Source organism: Pseudomonas knackmussii B13 (assembly GCF_000689415.1).
In the GTDB taxonomy this organism is placed as follows: Bacteria; Pseudomonadota; Gammaproteobacteria; order Pseudomonadales; family Pseudomonadaceae; genus Pseudomonas; species Pseudomonas knackmussii.
This window is the reverse complement of the sequence record NZ_HG322950.1, coordinates 3,604,470-3,620,841: the sequence shown is the minus strand read 5'-3', so window position 1 is coordinate 3,620,841 and position 16,372 is coordinate 3,604,470. Positions and strand designations below refer to the sequence as shown.

Here is a 16,372-nt window from a genome sequence, read left to right as displayed (position 1 = left end):
GGATGGACCGCGCCGCGCCGGCGAAAGTCCATCACCATGCCACACAGCTTAACTCGCCGGGCGCAGCCGTGCCTGATGCGGATCAACCCGCAGCAGACGTTCCAGCGCAGGGAAGAAGTGGCTCAGTTCCGGCGTGCGCATGGCCGGGTCCTTGCCGAGGTCGTCGAGGCGCCGCAGGGTGATGGCGTCTTCGGCGTAGGGCGCCTTGAGGAAGGCCATGGCGGCGCGTTCGTCGAAAGGCCCGCCCTGCAACGCCAGGCTGTGCCGCGAGGCGGGCGAAAGGCCGGCGTGATAGGCCGGGTCGACCGCGCAGAGGTAGCGCTTGGCGGCGACATGCAGCAGCACCGGTTGCCAGACCGATTCGGGCAGCATCCGGCGCAGCAGATGGGCGCCGACTTCCTCGTGGCGCAGGTCGCGGCTCTCGATCTCGCCGGGGTTCTCGTAGAGGTGGCCAATGTCGTGCAGCAGCGCGGCGATCACCAGGCTGTCGGCGCAGCCCGCGCGCTCGGCCAGGGTCGCGCATTGCAGCGCGTGTTCGGCCTGGCTCACCGACTCTCCGTAGGGCTCGGCACCGAAGCTGGCGAAGCGCTCGGCGAGCTCGTCGAGAAAGGCGTGGCGAATGTGTTTCATGGTTTTTCTCCTTTCGCGCGGCGACAGGCGATGTCCCGCAGGCAGGGTTCCAGCTCGCCCAGATGGTCGATCACCGAATGCACGCCCAGGCGGTACAGCTCCAGGGTGGCTTGCGCCCGGCGCTGTTCGCGCGCGCCGTGTTCCAGCGCGTCCCAGTCCTGCGCCGAGAGGCCGCAGTGCGGACCGCGTGCGGCCAGGCCGATGGTCCAGAGACCGGCATTGAGCCCCGATTGCAGCAGGCGCGGCTGGCTGCTGACGAGTACGCAACCGTCCAGCTGCGGGCTGCCCAGCGTGATCAGCGCCTGCCAGCAGGCGTCCGGCGCGGGCCATGGGCGGGCTTCGCCGCCTGAGGAGCCGACGATGGTGCCGTTCAGCGGCTTGGCCAGGCGTTCGCGTGCGGCCGGCGGCAGTTCGTCGAGCCAGACACAGGGAATATCGCTGTGGCCGAGGCGGTGCAGCGCCTCCAGGGCCTCGGGAACCGCTTCGGCCTGTTCGTCGGCGCTGTCGCGCAGCTCGCTGAAGAAGTTGGCGCATTCATCGGCATTGGGCTCGCGGCCGAGCAGATACGTCAGCGCCTGCCGTGGTGGGTGCGCAGTGGCTTCGGCAATGCGTTCCGGCGCGGCATGCGGGAACAGGCGCTGCAAGGCCAGCGGCAGGGTTTGCGCGCCGAAGTCGACGAGGTCGCCGCAGAGGCCGAAGAGCAGGGCGGTGAAGGGGGGCAGTTCGACAGCGGATGCGGGCATGGCAGGTGGTCTGGACAATGGTCTAGGCCAGATTAGCGGGGCAATGTGACGGTCCGGTGAAGGGCGCCGGGTGCTGTGATGTCTCCTTTATAATTGGCCGGTCAGATGCACCGAGAGCTTCCATGTCGGCCGAACAACCCCTGCATTACCTGCGCATCCGCGATCAACTGGCACTGGACATTGCCCAGCAACGGCTGGCTGCGCGCCTGCCTGGCGAGCGCGAGTTGGCCGAACGCTTCTGCTGCACACGGGTGACCCTGCGTGAAGCCCTGCAGCAATTGGAAACCGAGGGCGTGGTGTACCGCGAAAATCGCCGCGGCTGGTTCGTCTCGCCTCCACGGGTGCGCTACAACCCGACGCGCACGGTCGGCTTCATGGACTATGTCGCCGCCCAGGGGCGTGTGCCGCGGACCGAAACCCTGCGCCGCGAACACGCCCGGGCCGATGCCGCGATCGCCCTGCGCATGGGGCTGGAGGAGGGCGCCGCGTTGCTGCGCATCGAGCGGCGACGCTGGGTCGACGAGCGCCCGGTACTGCTGGAGCACATCCTGCTGGACGCGGCCTGGTGTTCGCCGGCCTTGCTCGAAGAAGACCTGGACACTTCGCTGACCCGGCTGCTGCAGGAGCGCTTCGACCTGCGTCCGCGGCGCTGCGACTTGGCCATGCATCCTTGTGCACTGGGCGCTATCGAGGCCGACTCGCTGCAGTTGGCGCCTGGCTCTCCCGGCTTGTTCCTGGAGCGGCTGAGCTACGCCGACGGCGTGCGAGCGGTCGAGCTGGACCAGGAGTTCTGGCGCCCGGACGCCCTGGAAATCGTCATGCAGGTGCAATACCCGGACTGATCAGCTTGGCAGGTAGCGCTGCAGGTGTGCGCGAAGGGATTCGGGCAACGGGATCGAGCGATTGTCCGCGTGATCGACCCAGACCAGCTTGCAGTGGCCTTCGCCGAAGAGGGTGTCGGGCGCCTCCTGGGTGTTCAGGCGATGCCCGAGGGTCAGGCTGCTGTTTCCAATCTGCAACACGCGCAACTCCACCCGTACGGTGGCTGGATAGACGACAGGGCGCAGGTAGGTGTGCAGGTTCTGCAGAACCACTGGCCCTTGGCTATCGTGATTGATATCGATGCCGACGCTGGCGAACCAGCTGCAGCGGACCTCTTCCACGTATTGCAGGTAGACGGTGTTGTTGACGTGGCCGTAGCTGTCCATGTCGCCCCAGCGAACCGGGACCAGGGCCGAGTGAAGGAGGGGTTGTTCGTGCATCGAAATATTCCGGTGTCTGCAAAAGCGGCGCGGAACTATATACTGCGCGGCGATTCGGAGCCGTCTCGCCGGCTCTTCAGATCTTGCTAAGGAGATATGTCGATGCGCCCACTAGGCGTCAATTGGATGAAGTGCTGCGCACGCCTGCTGGCCGGCGCCGGCCTGGCTCTGGTTCCTTTCCTGGCCCAAGCGGCGAGCGACGAGGACCCCTGGGAAAGCGTCAACCGTCCGATCTTCGTGTTCAACGACACCCTCGACACCTATGCCCTGAAACCGCTGGCGCAGGGTTACCAGAAGGTAACGCCGGACTTCATGCAGACCGGCATCCATAACTTCTTCAGCAACATCGGCGATGTGCGCAACCTGGTGAACGACCTGCTGCAAGGCAAGGCTCGCCACGCCGGCATCGACACCAGCCGCCTGCTGTTCAACACCACCTTCGGCCTGGCCGGCTTCATCGACGTGGCTACCCCGATGGGCCTGCAGCGCAACGATGAGGACTTCGGTCAGACCCTTGGCCACTGGGGGGTGGGTAGCGGCCCGTACGTGATGCTGCCGCTGCTCGGCCCGAGCACCCTGCGTGACGCGCCGTCGAAGATTCCGGACGCCTATACCGGCATGTACCCGTACATCGACAACGTGCCAGTGCGTAACAGCATCCGTGGGGGCGATGTGGTCGACACCCGCGCCGACCTGCTCAAGTCCGAGAAGCTGATCAGCGGTGACAAGTACAACTTCATTCGCAACGCCTACCTGCAGAACCGCGAGTTCAAGGTCAAGGACGGCCAGGTAGAAGACGACTTCTGACGGCCATGCTCCCTTCCTCTTCCGGCCCGGGGTGCGCCGTGCGCGCCCCGGCGGGCTCTGTCTTGAACCCTAGGACGGATGGGAGTAGTGTCTGCGCCTTGTCGACCCCGACCCGCGCCGAATTCCGTTCCATGCGCGCCATTCACAACAATTCCGGCGCCGTTTGCCTGGATGACCCATGCACAAACCCAGTGCCACGCTGCTGATCATCGATGACGACGAGGTTGTCCGCGAGAGCCTCGCTGCCTACCTGGAAGACAGTGGATTCAAGGTCCTGCAGGCCACCAACGGCCAGCAAGGGCTGCAGATTTTCCAGCATGAGCTGCCCGATCTGGTTGTATGCGATCTGCGCATGCCGCAGATGGACGGCCTCGAGCTGATCCGTCGGGTCGGCGACATGGCCGTGGAAATCCCGGTGATTGTCCTGTCCGGTGCTGGCGTGATGAGCGATGTGGTCGAAGCGCTGCGACTGGGCGCCGCCGACTACCTGATCAAACCGCTGGAAGACCTCGCAGTGCTGGAGCACTCGGTCCGCCGCGCCCTCGATCGCGCGCACCTTCGTTCGGAGAACCGCCGCTACCGCGAGAAGCTGGAAGCGACCAACCGCGAGCTGCAGGCCAGCCTGAGCCTGCTGCAGGAAGACCAGAACGCCGGTCGCCAGGTGCAGATGAACATGCTCCCGGTCACCCCCTGGGAAGCCGAAGGTCTGCAGTTCTCCCACCAGATCATTCCGTCGCTGTACCTGTCCGGTGACTTCGTCGACTACTTCCGTGTCGATGATCGGCGCATCGGCTTCTACCTGGCCGACGTTTCCGGTCATGGCGCTTCCTCGGCTTTCGTCACCGTGCTGTTGAAGTTCATGACCACCCGTCTGCTCTACGAGTCGCGGCGGGGCGGGTCGTTGCCCGACTTCAAGCCGTCCGAGGTGCTCGGCCACATCAACCGTGGGCTGATCAACACCAAGCTGGGCAAGCACGTGACCATGCTCGGCGGGGTGATCGACCTGGAAACCGATCGTTTGACTTACAGCATCGGTGGTCACCTGCCGCTCCCGGTAATCTACGTGGACGGCGAGGCGCGCTATTTGGAAGGCCGCGGCCTGCCGGTCGGGCTGTTCGAAGAGGCCACCTACGAAGATCGGACGATGGACCTGCCGCGGTCCTTCAGCCTGTCGCTGTTCTCCGACGGCATCCTGGACGTGCTGCCGGGGACTACATTGAAAGAAAAGGAGGCGACTCTGCCCGAGCAGGTCGTCGCCGCCGGCGGTACTCTGGATGGCCTGCGCCAAGTCTTCGGACTGGCCAAGTTGTCCGAGATGCCGGATGATATCGCCTTGCTGGTGTTGAGCAGGAACCTTGCATGAGTACCGGTAAAATCCAGTTCGCCGAGCAGGATGGCTCTTTCGTCCTGAAGTTCGTGGGCGAAGTCCGACTGACGTTGTGTTCGGCGCTGGATGCCACCATTGAAAAAATCTTCGCCGCGCTGAATTTCACGGCGATCATCATCGATCTCACCGAAGCCCAGAGCATCGACAGCACGACCCTCGGCCTGCTGGCCAAGTTGTCGATCCTGTCCCGGCAGAAGGTGGGGCTGTTGCCGACCGTGGTGACCACCAATCCCGACATGACCCGTCTGCTGCAGTCGATGGGTTTCGATCAGGTGTTCAACATCGTCGACCGTCCCATTCCGTGCCCGGAATGCCTGACCGACCTGCCGCCGCAGGATCAGTCGGAGGAAGTGGTGCGCAGCAAAGTGCTGGAAGCCCACCGCATCCTCATGGGGCTGAACGAGTCCAACCGAGAAGCCTTCCACGACCTGGTGAGCGCCCTCGAGCGCCACTGATCGCTGCGATCCTCGTCGATGAAACGGAAACCGGCGCCCTGAAGCGCCGGTTCGTTTTCGGCTGCGTGCCGTTCAGCGATTGCCGAGCAGGGCCTCGAGCTTCTCCTGGTCGCGGGCGAACAGGCGGATGCCTTCGGCCAGCTTCTCGGTGGCCATGGCGTCTTCGTTGTGCTGCCAGCGGAAGGCGCTTTCGTCGAGCACCTGGCGCGGCTCGCCACCGCCCGGCTGCAGGTTGCGCGGCAGCTCGCCCTGGGTGTCGGCCAGTTGCTGGATCAGCTCGGGGCTGATGGTCAGGCGATCGCAGCCGGCCAGTTGCTCGATCTGCCCGAGGTTGCGGAAGCTCGCGCCCATTACTACGGTGCGGTAGCCGTTGGCCTTGTAGTAGCGATAGATGCGGGCAACCGACTGTACGCCCGGGTCTTCGGCGCCGATGTAATCGCGGTTGTTGGCCTTCTTGTACCAGTCGTAGATGCGGCCGACGAAGGGCGAGATCAGGAACACGCCGGCGTCGGCGCAGGCTGCGGCCTGGGCGAAGGAGAACAGCAGGGTCAGGTTGGTCTGGATGCCGTCGCGCTCCAGTTGTTCGGCGGCGCGGATGCCTTCCCAGGTGGCGGCGATCTTGATCAGCACGCGGTCCTTCGCCACGCCCTGTTCGGCATAGAGCTCGATCAGGCGGCGGGCGCGAGCCAGGGTGTCTGCGGTATCGAATGACAGGCGCGCATCGACTTCGGTGGAAACACGCCCCGGAATTACTCCGAGGATGTCCTTGCCTACCGCCACGGCAAAGCGGTCGCAAGCCAGCCCGGTATCGCCGCCACTGGACGCGGTGGCGCGCGCGAGGTGCTCGGCGTAACGGGGCAGGGCTGCCGCCTTCAGCAGCAGCGAGGGGTTGGTGGTGGCATCCACCGGCTTCAGGCGGGCAATGGCGTCGAAATCACCGGTATCGGCAACGACGGTGGTGTACTGCTTCAGTTGTTCCAGCTTGGAGGTCATGGCAGGTCTTCCGTTTGCGATGCCACGACCTTACCCGAGCGCAATCCCGCGCTCAACGGGACTTAGCGCCCCGCGAGAAGTTCGACGGCCTGGTCGAATACCTGCAGTGGATCGGCGGCCTTGTGCACGTCCACCGAAAGCAGCTGGCGGAAGCGTCGCGCACCCGGGAAACCCTGGCCGAGGCCCAGCACATGGCGGGTGACGTGGTGCATCGCGCCGCCTTCGGCGATGTGCCGTTCGATGTAGGGGCGCAGGGTCCGCAGGGCGTCGGCGCGGCTGATGGCCGGCGTCTGCGCGCCGTACAGTTCGGCATCCACCTGCGCCAGCAGATAGGGGTTGTGATAAGCCTCGCGGCCGAGCATGACGCCGTCGAAGGTCTTCAGGTGCTCGCGACACTCCTCCAGGGTCTTGATGCCGCCGTTGAGGATGATCTCCAGGTCCGGGAAATCCTGCTTGAGCTGGGCAGCGACGTCGTAGCGCAGTGGCGGAATCTCGCGGTTTTCCTTGGGCGACAGGCCTTCGAGGATGGCGATGCGGGCATGCACGGTGAAGCTGCGGCAGCCGGCCTCGCGGACCTGGCCGACGAAATCGCAGAGCTCGGCGTAGCTGTCGCGGCCGTTGATGCCGATGCGGTGCTTGACCGTCACTGGAATCTCCACGGCATCGCGCATCGCCTTGACGCAATCGGCCACCAGTGCCGGGTGGGCCATCAGGCAGGCGCCGATCATGTTGTTCTGCACGCGGTCGCTGGGGCAGCCGACGTTCAGGTTGACCTCGTCATAGCCGGCCTCCTGGGCCAGGCGTGCTGCAGCCGCAAGATCCGCCGGCGAACTGCCGCCAAGCTGCAGGGCCAGCGGGTGTTCGCATTCGTCATGGCGCAGGAAGCGCGCGGCATCGCCATGCAGCAGCGCACCGGTGGTGACCATCTCGGTGTAGAGCAGGGCATGGCTCGACAGCTGGCGCAGAAAATAGCGGCAGTGGCGGTCCGTCCAATCCATCATCGGCGCCACGGAGAAGCGGCGAGAGGGTTCGGGGCGAGTGCTGGCGGGCGTGGGGGCGATCGAGGTGGTCATGCGGGTGTCTGTTCTGGGCCGCTCAGTGCCTTGGCGCGCGAGAGCGGGGAAAGCGGAGCGCAGCCTGTCGGGCAGACTGCAACGAAACGGTCGCCAGTCTAACAGGAATCGCTCCTCCCCGAGCGCAGGAGCCCCGACGGTCGCGCTAGACTTGCCGGCAATAATTCAAGGAGACCATGGCATGGAGCTTCCCCCGCACATCGGCGCCAACGACCGCGTGGTTCTTTTCGACGGTGTCTGTCGCCTGTGCAATGGCTGGAGCCAGTTCCTCATCCGCCGCGACAGCGCTGGAGCAATTCGCCTGTGCAGCGTGCAGTCGCCTCAGGGCCAGGCGATCCTTGCTTGGTTCGACCTGCCCATCGATCACTTTGACACCATGCTCTACGTCGAGGGCGCCCGTGCTTTCGAAAAGAGCGACGCCTTCCTCGCCGTGATCGCCCAGCTTCCAGGGCCCTGGCGCCACCTGCGTTGGTTGCGCGTGTTGCCGCGTTGGCTGCGCGATTGGTGCTACGACCGTATCGCGCAGAATCGCTACGCGCTGTTCGGCCGCTACGAACAGTGCCTGCTGCCCGCGGTGGAGCATCGTGGTCGCTTCCTCGACCAGGGCTGATCGAAGCTGGCCGCAAACGCCCGCCACTTCCGACTAAGGGACGATAGCCGCGCCCGGCGAATCGTCGCCTAATGATTAGGACAAAAATAATCAGGGCCAGCGCCAATCCCGCTCCAGGGTTTGGTCGACGGTCGGAAAGGTGCCCTCATGGACCCCGCGCGTTCTCGTCTTTTCCTCGTTCTTTCCCTGCAAACCACCGGACTCCTGCTGCTGCTCATCGCCCTGGCGCTGGGCGGCTGGCCGTTATCGTTGTGCCTGTTGCTGGGTGCTGCCTTGCTCTGGCTGCCGTGGTTTGTCGGTAATCGGCGCCCTGTGCCGGGCGCGCCACCTTCGACGCAGGAGCTTGCTGCCCTGACCCGCGACCTATCGCATGGCACCAGCCATAACGCGTTGTCCGCCGCCGGCGTGTCCTATTCGGTGCAGCGCCTGGTCGAGCGGCTGGAGTCGCAATTGGCCGCCGCCGAGCAGATCGTTGGCAGCGCCGAGGTGATGATCCATACCGAGCGCGCCACTTCGAACCTTGCCCGGCAGGCGACCGACGCTGCCGTTCAGGCTCGTGTCGGCAGCGATGCCGGGCGAGCCGAGTTGCAGCAGGCCATCGCCCGCATGCACCAGCTGAGCAGCCGCGCGCGTGCGAGCCGCGAGCTGATCGAGGCGCTCAACCAGCGCGGCGAGGAAATCCAGCGGGTGGCGCATGTGATTCAGTCGATCGCCAACCAGACCAACCTGCTGGCGCTCAATGCCGCCATCGAAGCGGCCCGCGCCGGCGAGCATGGCCGGGGCTTCGCGGTGGTTGCCGAGGAAGTTCGCGGCCTGGCAGGGCGTACTGCCGAGGCCACCGACGAGGTTGGTCTGATGGTCGAGGAAATCCAGCAGCGCACCGCCGAAGTGGCCGAGCAGATCCGCGAGTTGGCCAGCGATCTCGACGCAGGTGTCGCCCAGGTCGAACACACCGGGCTCCAGCTGGAAGGTATCGCGGGGCTGGCCGCCGGGGTCGAGCGGCAGATCACCGAGATTGCCGAGGGTGCCGAGATCAACCGCCACCAACTGGACAGCCTGTTCGCCGCGGTCGAGCGCATGCGCGGCGACCTGCGTGTGAGCGACGAGCAGACCCACCGCCTGGCGGATGCCGCTGTGCACCTGGAGGCGCAGGCCGAGGCGATCAGCGAGCGCCTGGCCGAAGTCGGTCTGGACGACTATCACCAGCGCATCTATGACCTGGCTCGCGAGGGCGCGTCGGCAATTGGGGCGCGCTTCGCCGCGGATATCGATGACGGCCGCATTTCCTTGGACGATTTGTTCGACCGCAACTATCAGCCGGTGCCTGGCACCGACCCGCAGAAGTACGGCACGCGCTTCGATCGCTACACCGACGAGGTGCTGCCGCGCATCCAGGAAGACCTGCTGCAACGTCATGAGGGCCTGGTGTTCGCCATCGCCTGTACCGCTGAGGGCTACGTGCCGACCCACAACCGCGCGTTCGCCCAGGCGCCGATAGGCGACCCCGAGGTGGATCGTCTGAAAAGCCGCAGCAAGCGCCTGTTCGACGACCGCACCGGCATCCGCTGCGGCAGCCACCAGCAGGCGCTGCTGCTGCAGACCTACTGCCGTGACACGGGCGAGCTGATGCATGACCTTTCCGTGCCGATCTTCGTCAATGGTCGCCATTGGGGCGGCCTGCGCCTGGGCTATCGGCCGGAGAGCATGCCGCTGAGCGATACGCCGGCGCTGAGCAGCCCGGTCCGCCGCGAAGCCGCCGTCGGGCGTTAATTCCGCCAGATGCACCAAGGCCGCGCCTCCCAAAAGGGGCGCGGCCTCTTCATTGCGGAATGAAAAAAGCCGCGCAGGAGTGGGGCGCGGCTGAAGGCGGCAGGTCCCGGGAGAAGCCTGCCGAAACGCTGGGCTCAGTGGTGGCCGCAGAGGGCGTCGCGGCCGCGTTCGCCGAGGATGTTGAACAGCAGGTTGAGCAATACGGCCCAGATCGCAGTCATGGCTATGCCGCTATGGGTGATCGGTTCCATCCAGGCGGGCAGGGCGGCGAAGAAGTCCGGGCGTACCACCGGGACCATGCCCATGCCGATGCTCACGGCTACCAGCAACTGGTTGCGGCGGTCGACGATGTCCACCTCGTGGAGAATGCGGATGCCGCTGGCGGCGACCATGCCGAACATGGCGATGCCGGCGCCGCCGAGCACTGCCGGCGGGATCGAGGCGACAACGTAGGCGGCTTTCGGCAGCAGGCTGAGCAGGATCAGGAATCCGCCGGCTGCCACCGTGACGAAGCGGCTGCGCACGCCGGTCATCTGCACCAGGCCGATGTTCTGGGCGAACGAGGAGTGGGTGAAGGTGTTCATGAAGCCGGCGAAGAACGAGGCCGTGGCGTCGCACAGCAGGCCGCGGCGCAGGCGCTTGGGGCAGATCTCGTCGCCGGTGATCTTGCCCAGGGCGAGGAACATGCCGGTGGACTCGACGAAGATGATCAGCACCACCAGGCACATCGAGAGCACCGGCGCGAGGTGGAAGGAGGGCGCGCCGAAGTGCAGCGGGGTGACCACCTCGAACAGCGGGCGCGCGTCCATGCCGGACAGGTCGACCATGCCCATGGCGCTGGCGACGATGTAGCCCAGCAGCATGCCGATGAGCACCGAGACGTTGGTCCAGAAGCCTTTCAGGAAGCGGTTGACCAGCAGGATGGCGGCCAGCACCAGGCTGGACAGGAACAGGTATTCGAGGGCGCCGAAGTGGGCCGCGCCCTTGCCGCCGCCGGCCCAGTTGATCGCCACCGGGAACAGGCACATGCCGATGGAGGTGATCACGGTGCCGGTCACCAGCGGCGGGAAGAAGCGCACGATGCGGCTCATGAAGGGCGCGATGAGCATGCCGAAGAAGCCGGCGGCGATGGTCGCGCCGAAGATGCCGTCGATGCCCACGCCGGGCATCCCGGCCATGGCCACCATGCTGCCGACGGCGGCGAAGCTGGCGCCCATCATCACCGGCATGCGGATGCCGACCGGGCCGATGCCGAGCGACTGCACGACAGTGGCGATGCCGGCGACCAGCAGGTCGGCGTTGATCAGGAAGGCGATTTCATCGCGGGACAGACCGGCGGCCTGGCCGACGATCAGCGGGACGGCCACGGCGCCGCCATACATCAGGAGCACGTGCTGGAAACCCACAAGCAGCAGTTGCAGCAATGGCAGACGCTGATCGGCAGGGGAGCCGGCAGCGCGGCGCTCAGTTACCTCGGACATGCAACACCTCGATTTTTATTGTTGTGTCACGGTGGGCGCCGAGCGGGTTCGGCGACCGGGTAGTACTGGCTCGCCTCACCCCCGGGGCCGTGCGGGTGAAGCGGTGCGGGACTTTATAGCGGCGATATGTATTCCGTTCAATATGTTTTTGTATACAACTATCTGGTCGGCGTGTGGCTGGTCGGTTCCGCATCGCTCTAGCACGCGCGATCCGAGGGCTGGCGCGATGTAGCCGTAGGTCGGGTGAGGCTACGTTTTTGCTTCAGCGCTCGCGTGCTCTCGTAGGAGCGAGCTTGCTCGCGAACAGTGCCCGGCCACCGCCCTCCAACCCGTCATCCCCGCGAACGCGGGGAACCAGGGACCTTCGTCAGCCGCTACACAATGGCGCCGCTGGATTCCCGCATTGGCGGGAACGGCGGGGGCTTTGGGCATCCGGGCGGTTCGCGAGCAAGCTCGCTCCTACACAGGCACCACTCTCTGGTTCGCCGGGCACAAAAAAACCGCGCCCTAAGGCGCGGTTTCCTGTGTTGCGGGCGTCAGCTCAATTCGTCTGGGCGCCCTTGGCGATCCAGGAGCCGAGCAGGTTGCGCTCGTCCTGGGTCATCTGGGTGATGTTGCCCAGCGGCATCACCTGGGAGGCCACGGCCAGGGCCTGGATCTTGGCGGCCTGGGCCTGGATCTGCTGCGGCGTGTCGAACATCACGCCAGCCGGGGCGGCGCTGAACAGCGGGCTGGTCGGCTTGGCCGAGTGGCAGACCTGGCAGCGCTCCTGGATCACGTGATGAACCTTGTCGAAATCCGCATCGCTGCCGGGGTTGGTCGCTTGTGCCTGAGCCGGAGCGGCAGGGGCGGCAGCCTTCTCGGCGTCTTCCTTGGCTTGCTCGGCGGCCGTCTTGCCACCGATGGCGGTGGCCGGAAGCGGCTGGTACTCGATCTTCGCCGGTGCGCTGGCGGAGGTCGGGGTGCCGACCGGAGTCGGAGCGGTGACGAAGGCCAGGGCGATCATGCCGACCGCGCCGGCGGGCAGCGCCCAGGCCATGCCGTTGCCGTTGTGGCGGGTGTTGAAGTAGTGCCGCACGATCACCGCCAGCGCCGCGATGCACGCCAGGATCAGCCAGTTGTAGTGGCTGCCGTAGGTGCTCGGGAAGTGGTTGCTGATCATGATGAACAGCACCGGCAGGGTGAAGTAGTTGTTGTGGCGCGAACGCAGCAGGCCCTTGGCCGGCAGCACCGGATCGGGCTCGCGGCCTTCCTCGATGGCTTTCACCAGGGCGCGCTGGGCCGGCATGATCACCCGGAACACGTTGCCGACCATGATGGTGCCGATGATCGCGCCGACGTGCAGGTAGGCGCCGCGACCGCTGAACACCTGGCTCAGCAGATAGGCGGCGAGCACCAGCAGGGCGAACAGGATGGCGCCAAGCAGGCCGGGGGTCTTGCCCAGGGGCGAGTCGCACAGGGTGGAGTAGACGAACCAGCCGGCGACCAGCGAACCGATGCCGATGGCGATGGCCGCGGCCGGCGCCAGATCGCTACCGGGCGCGATCAGGTACAGGGTCGGGTTCAGGTAGAAGACGATGGTCAGCAGGCAGATGCCCGACATCCAGGTGGAGTAGGCCTCCCATTTGAACCAGTGCAGGTTGTCCGGCATCTTCGGCGGCGCCAGCTTGTACTTCTCCAGGTGGTAGATGCCGCCACCGTGGATCGCCCAGAGGTCACCGGAAAGCCCTTCGCGCGGGTTGACCCGGTTGAGGTTGTTTTCCAGCCAGACGAAGTAGAACGAGGCACCGATCCAGGCGATGCCGACGATCATGTGAACCCAGCGAACCAGCAGGTTCGCCCATTCGATGAGATGTGCTTCCACAGTTCTTTACCTCTCGCCCACCCGCGGTTGCCCGCCGGCGGACCTCTCTTATTAGTTTAGTTGGGGGTCGAGGAGGAGCTGTTCGTCCTCGGTGAAGAAATGCTCGTCGCAGTTGTTGCCAGAACCGCTGCGATCGACCACCAGGAAGTCATCCCGCTTTTCGATCGTCAGCACCGGGTGGTGCCAGACGCCGCGGTGGTAATTGATGCCCTGCTTTCCGTTGCTCCGGAAGGCGCGGACAAGACCCGGTACAGGTGCATCGCCAAGGGGCGCGACCACGACCAGAAAGGGGTTGCCGAGCAGCGGAATGAAGGCCTGGCTGCCCAGCGGGTGACGCTCCAGCATGCGGATGCGCAGCGGCATCTCGAGCGCTTCGGCGCTGAAGATGCTGATGATCGCGCTGTCTTCCGGCTGCGCCGTCTCGACGGTGGCGAGGCGGTGATAGCGGCGGGTGGAGCCGTTGTTGATCATGAAGTAGTCGCTGCCTTCGGTTTCGATGACATCACCGAACGGGGCGAAGGCTTCCTTGGTCAACGGCTCGATCTTCAGGGTACGCATGGCTGGTCTGCTTGTGTTCGTTGTTCTGGAGTTCGTCATTCCCGCGTTCACGGGAATGACGATTTCGTATGCGCTTACTTCGCCACCTTGCCGAACAGGCGCAGACGGCTGACGCCGCCGTCCGGGAAAATGTTCAGGCGGACGTGGGTGATCGGGCCGAGTTCCTTGATCTGTTCGATGAAGGTGTGCTCGCTGTGCATCTGCAGCTTCTGGCTCGGCAGCAGCTCGCGCCAGTACAGGCTTTGCGTGGCGATCTGGCTGTCGGTGCCGCCCTTCACGAAGGCGCCCTGGATGCTGCAGCTTTCCGGATAGTTGCCCTTGAAGTGCAGGGTGTCGACGACGATCTGCTCGACGATGCCGGCGTGGCCCAGCGCCACGATCACCCAGTCGTTGCCCGGGGTGCGGCGGCGGCCGGTTTCCCAGCCGTCGCCCATGTTCACGCCACGGCCCGGGTTGAGGATGTTGCTCATGCGGCCGAAGTGTTCGTCGGAGCAGGCGAGGGCGCGGCCGCCGTTCAGCGCGGCGGCGAGGTCGACCTGCTCGTTCGGGTCCTGCTTCGCCCAGTCACGGAACGGGATGCCGTGCACGCGCAGGCGCGCCACGCCGCCGTCCGGATAGATGTTCAGGCGCAGGTGGGTGTAGGGACGGTCGTCATTGATCTCGTGGTAGTGGTGGCTGTTGCCCTGCAGTTCTACGGAGGGCAGCACTTCGGTCCACTGGGTGTCTTCGTTCGGGTCGCCTTCGACGACGAAGCAGCCGTCGATGGAGGCCGACGGCGGGAAGTTGCCGGTGAAGAAGCTGGTGTCGATGTCCACGCCCTTGATCGAGCCCGGCACGCCCAGGCGGATCACCGCGTGGTCATAGCCCTCGAAGCGCTTGCGGCGGGATTCCCAGCCGTCCATCCACTTGCCGTTGTCGTCGAACACGCCTTCCTTCCAGACGGCGGGAGTGGGCTGCAGCATGCGGTTGGCGGCGGCGAACCATTCGTCGGTGACGCTGATCACCTTGCTCCCCAGGCGCTCGTCGGCCAGGTTGACGAATTTCTCGAAGGGAGCGTTGTAGCTTCTCATCTTGTTCTCCTTGGTGACGGTGAATTCCGGCTGCGCGCTTCAGAGCTGCTGCAGACGGAACATCGCGATCTTGTTGATCTCGGCCAGGGCGGTCTGGAATTCCTGCTCCGGCGTGTTGTGGATGCGCTCCTCGAAGGCCGCGAGGATCTGGTGGCGGTTGCTGCCCTTCACCGCCTTGATGAAGGGGAAGCCGAACTTGGCCTTGTAGGCGTCGTTGAGTTCATTGAAGCGGGCGAACTCCTCGGCGGTGCATTCGTGGATACCGGCGCCGGCCTGCTCGGAGGTGCTGGAGGCGGTCAGTTCGCCGCGCACGGCGGCTTTGCCGGCGAGGTCCGGGTGGGCGTTGATCAGTGCCAGCTGGGCTTCGTGGCTGGCCGACAGGAGGATGTCGGCCATGCGCTGCTGCAGCGCTTCGATGTCGTTGAGGCTGGCGTCGACGCCGATGTCGTAGGCCTTTTCGGCGACCCACGGCGAGTGCTCGTAGATGTCGGCGAAGGCGGCGACGAAGGCGGCGCGGTCGAGGCTGGCCGGGGTCAGGGTCTGGAAGCGGCTCATGCCTGGCTCTCCTTGAAGGGGTGTTTTTCGTGCCAGTGGCGGGCGATGTCTACGCGGCGGGTGATCCAGACCTTCTCGTGGCCCTTCACGTACTGGATGAAGCGCTCCAGCGCGGCCAGGCGCGCCGGGCGGCCCAGCAGGCGGCAGTGCATGCCGATGGAGAGCATCTTCGGTGCGCCCTCGGCGCCTTCGGCGTAGAGCACGTCGAAGGCGTCCTTGAGGTACTCGAAGAAGTCGTCGCCCTTGTTGAAGCCCTGCACCTGGGTGAAGCGCATGTCATTGGTGTCCAGGGTGTAGGGGATCACCAGGTGCGGCTTCTCGGCGGTGCTCGCCGGGTCCCAGTAGGGCAGGTCGTCGTCGTAGGTGTCGGAGTCGTAGAGGAAGCCGCCTTCCTCGCGCACCAGGCGCCGGGTGTTCGGACCGGTGCGGCCGGTGTACCAGCCCTGCGGGCGCTCGCCGGTCAGCTCGGTGAGGATGCGGATGGCTTCGAGCAGGTGCTCGCGCTCCTGTTCCTCGGCCATGTACTGGTAGTCGATCCAGCGATAGCCGTGGCTGCAGATCTCGTGGCCGGCGGCGACCATCGCCTTGATCACGTCCGGATGGCGCTGGGCGGCCATGGCGACGGCGAAGACGGTCAGCGGCAGGTCGTACTTCTTGAACAGCTTGAGCAGGCGCCACACGCCGGCGCGGCTGCCGTATTCATAGAGGGATTCCATGCTCATGTTGCGCGCGCCCTGCAGCGGCTGGGCGGCGACCATCTCGGAGAGGAAGGCCTCGGACTCCTTGTCGCCGTGCAGGATGCAGCGCTCGCCGCCTTCCTCGTAGTTGAGGACGAAGGACAGCGCGATGCGGGCGTCGCCCGGCCAGTGCGGATGGGGAGGGTTGTCGGCGTAACCGATCAGGTCGCGTGGGTAGTCAGCGCTCACTGCAGTGTTCCTTCTTGTTGGGGGCGGTGCGGTTGGCCTAGAGGGCTTTGCGCAACCCTAGTGCGGAACATTGTATACAAGTTGTGTGGCGGTATGTAAATACAATCCTGCTCGCGAGAATCGCCGGTCATCCGTTGACCACTGCTCTCATCGATAAGCAAGGAACTTGCCTGTTCGGTCAGTTGCGG

At 65.4% G+C, this 16,372-nt stretch carries 17 protein-coding genes; 6 read left to right on the top strand and 11 right to left on the bottom strand.

Translation table 11 applies throughout. From position 1 onward, the window contains the following. Positions 1-48 precede the first annotated feature (48 nt). Positions 49-630, bottom strand: a complete 582-nt coding sequence (locus PKB_RS16940) for a phosphonate degradation HD-domain oxygenase (RefSeq protein WP_043253285.1) — start codon at positions 628-630, stop codon at positions 49-51. Continuing rightward, the gene (locus PKB_RS16935) at positions 627-1,373 is read right to left on the bottom strand and encodes an HAD superfamily inactivated hydrolase PcrP (protein ID WP_043253284.1); all 747 of its coding nucleotides are present in this window, start codon (positions 1,371-1,373) and stop codon (positions 627-629) included. Before PKB_RS16935 ends, PKB_RS16940 begins: the two co-directional genes overlap by 4 nt. Before the next feature lie 122 nt (positions 1,374-1,495). Between PKB_RS16935 and PKB_RS16930 the strand changes: the two genes are divergently transcribed. Then, on the top strand, positions 1,496-2,215 hold the full coding sequence (locus tag PKB_RS16930) for a UTRA domain-containing protein (RefSeq protein WP_043253283.1): 720 nt from the start codon (positions 1,496-1,498) through the stop codon (positions 2,213-2,215). Here the strand turns inward: PKB_RS16930 and PKB_RS16925 are convergent, their stop codons facing one another. Next, entirely contained in the window at positions 2,216-2,635 is a 420-nt protein-coding gene (locus tag PKB_RS16925; RefSeq protein WP_043253282.1) for an acyl-CoA thioesterase, read from the bottom strand. 102 nt (positions 2,636-2,737) lie between these two features. On the opposite strand from PKB_RS16925, the gene PKB_RS16920 reads away from it, so the two are divergent. The 3 genes from PKB_RS16920 (at position 2,738) to rssC (ending at position 5,284) form a co-directional block, all read left to right on the top strand. Continuing rightward, complete coding sequence (locus PKB_RS16920) at positions 2,738-3,442, top strand: MlaA family lipoprotein (protein WP_052355311.1); 705 nt, start codon at positions 2,738-2,740, stop codon at positions 3,440-3,442. A 178-nt stretch (positions 3,443-3,620) separates the two neighbouring features. Next, complete coding sequence (rssB, locus tag PKB_RS16915; RefSeq protein WP_043253280.1) at positions 3,621-4,805, top strand: two-component system response regulator RssB; 1,185 nt, start codon at positions 3,621-3,623, stop codon at positions 4,803-4,805. Continuing rightward, positions 4,802-5,284, top strand: coding sequence for an anti-sigma factor antagonist RssC (rssC, locus tag PKB_RS16910; protein WP_043253279.1), 483 nt, complete (start codon positions 4,802-4,804; stop codon positions 5,282-5,284). Before rssB ends, rssC begins: the two co-directional genes overlap by 4 nt. A gap of 72 nt (positions 5,285-5,356) precedes the next feature. Here the strand turns inward: rssC and tal are convergent, their stop codons facing one another. Further along, on the bottom strand, positions 5,357-6,277 hold the full coding sequence (gene tal / locus PKB_RS16905) for a transaldolase (protein WP_043253278.1): 921 nt from the start codon (positions 6,275-6,277) through the stop codon (positions 5,357-5,359). A gap of 62 nt (positions 6,278-6,339) precedes the next feature. Beyond that, on the bottom strand, positions 6,340-7,350 hold the full coding sequence (gene dusA, locus PKB_RS16900) for a tRNA dihydrouridine(20/20a) synthase DusA (RefSeq protein WP_043253277.1): 1,011 nt from the start codon (positions 7,348-7,350) through the stop codon (positions 6,340-6,342). A 181-nt stretch (positions 7,351-7,531) separates the two neighbouring features. Here dusA and PKB_RS16895 point away from each other — a divergent pair, with 181 nt between their 5' ends. Together PKB_RS16895 and PKB_RS16890 are read left to right on the top strand one after the other, a co-directional pair. After that, entirely contained in the window at positions 7,532-7,960 is a 429-nt protein-coding gene (locus tag PKB_RS16895; RefSeq protein ID WP_043253276.1) for a thiol-disulfide oxidoreductase DCC family protein, read from the top strand. A gap of 147 nt (positions 7,961-8,107) precedes the next feature. Further along, positions 8,108-9,730 (top strand): methyl-accepting chemotaxis protein, encoded by a 1,623-nt coding sequence (locus PKB_RS16890; protein WP_043253275.1) that lies wholly within the window; start codon positions 8,108-8,110, stop codon positions 9,728-9,730. Positions 9,731-9,864: 134 nt separating this feature from the next. On the opposite strand, the gene PKB_RS16885 is transcribed toward PKB_RS16890, so the two are convergent. From PKB_RS16885 to puuE, 6 genes are all read right to left on the bottom strand, one after another. Next, positions 9,865-11,211 carry a nucleobase:cation symporter-2 family protein gene (locus tag PKB_RS16885; RefSeq protein ID WP_043253274.1) on the bottom strand — a complete coding sequence of 449 codons (1,347 nt, stop codon included), beginning with the start codon at positions 11,209-11,211 and terminating at the stop codon, positions 9,865-9,867. 541 nt (positions 11,212-11,752) lie between these two features. Continuing rightward, the gene (locus tag PKB_RS16880; protein WP_043253273.1) at positions 11,753-13,075 is read right to left on the bottom strand and encodes a urate hydroxylase PuuD; all 1,323 of its coding nucleotides are present in this window, start codon (positions 13,073-13,075) and stop codon (positions 11,753-11,755) included. Positions 13,076-13,126: 51 nt separating this feature from the next. Beyond that, positions 13,127-13,633, bottom strand: a complete 507-nt coding sequence (locus PKB_RS16875; protein WP_043253272.1) for an ureidoglycolate lyase — start codon at positions 13,631-13,633, stop codon at positions 13,127-13,129. A gap of 74 nt (positions 13,634-13,707) precedes the next feature. Further along, positions 13,708-14,703, bottom strand: a complete 996-nt coding sequence (alc, locus tag PKB_RS16870; protein WP_043253271.1) for an allantoicase — start codon at positions 14,701-14,703, stop codon at positions 13,708-13,710. Positions 14,704-14,742: 39 nt separating this feature from the next. Beyond that, the gene (uraD, locus tag PKB_RS16865) at positions 14,743-15,258 is read right to left on the bottom strand and encodes a 2-oxo-4-hydroxy-4-carboxy-5-ureidoimidazoline decarboxylase (protein ID WP_043253270.1); all 516 of its coding nucleotides are present in this window, start codon (positions 15,256-15,258) and stop codon (positions 14,743-14,745) included. Further along, positions 15,255-16,184, bottom strand: coding sequence for an allantoinase PuuE (gene puuE / locus PKB_RS16860; protein WP_043253269.1), 930 nt, complete (start codon positions 16,182-16,184; stop codon positions 15,255-15,257). The genes uraD and puuE overlap by 4 nt, the downstream gene beginning before the upstream one ends. Positions 16,185-16,372: the final 188 nt, after the last annotated feature.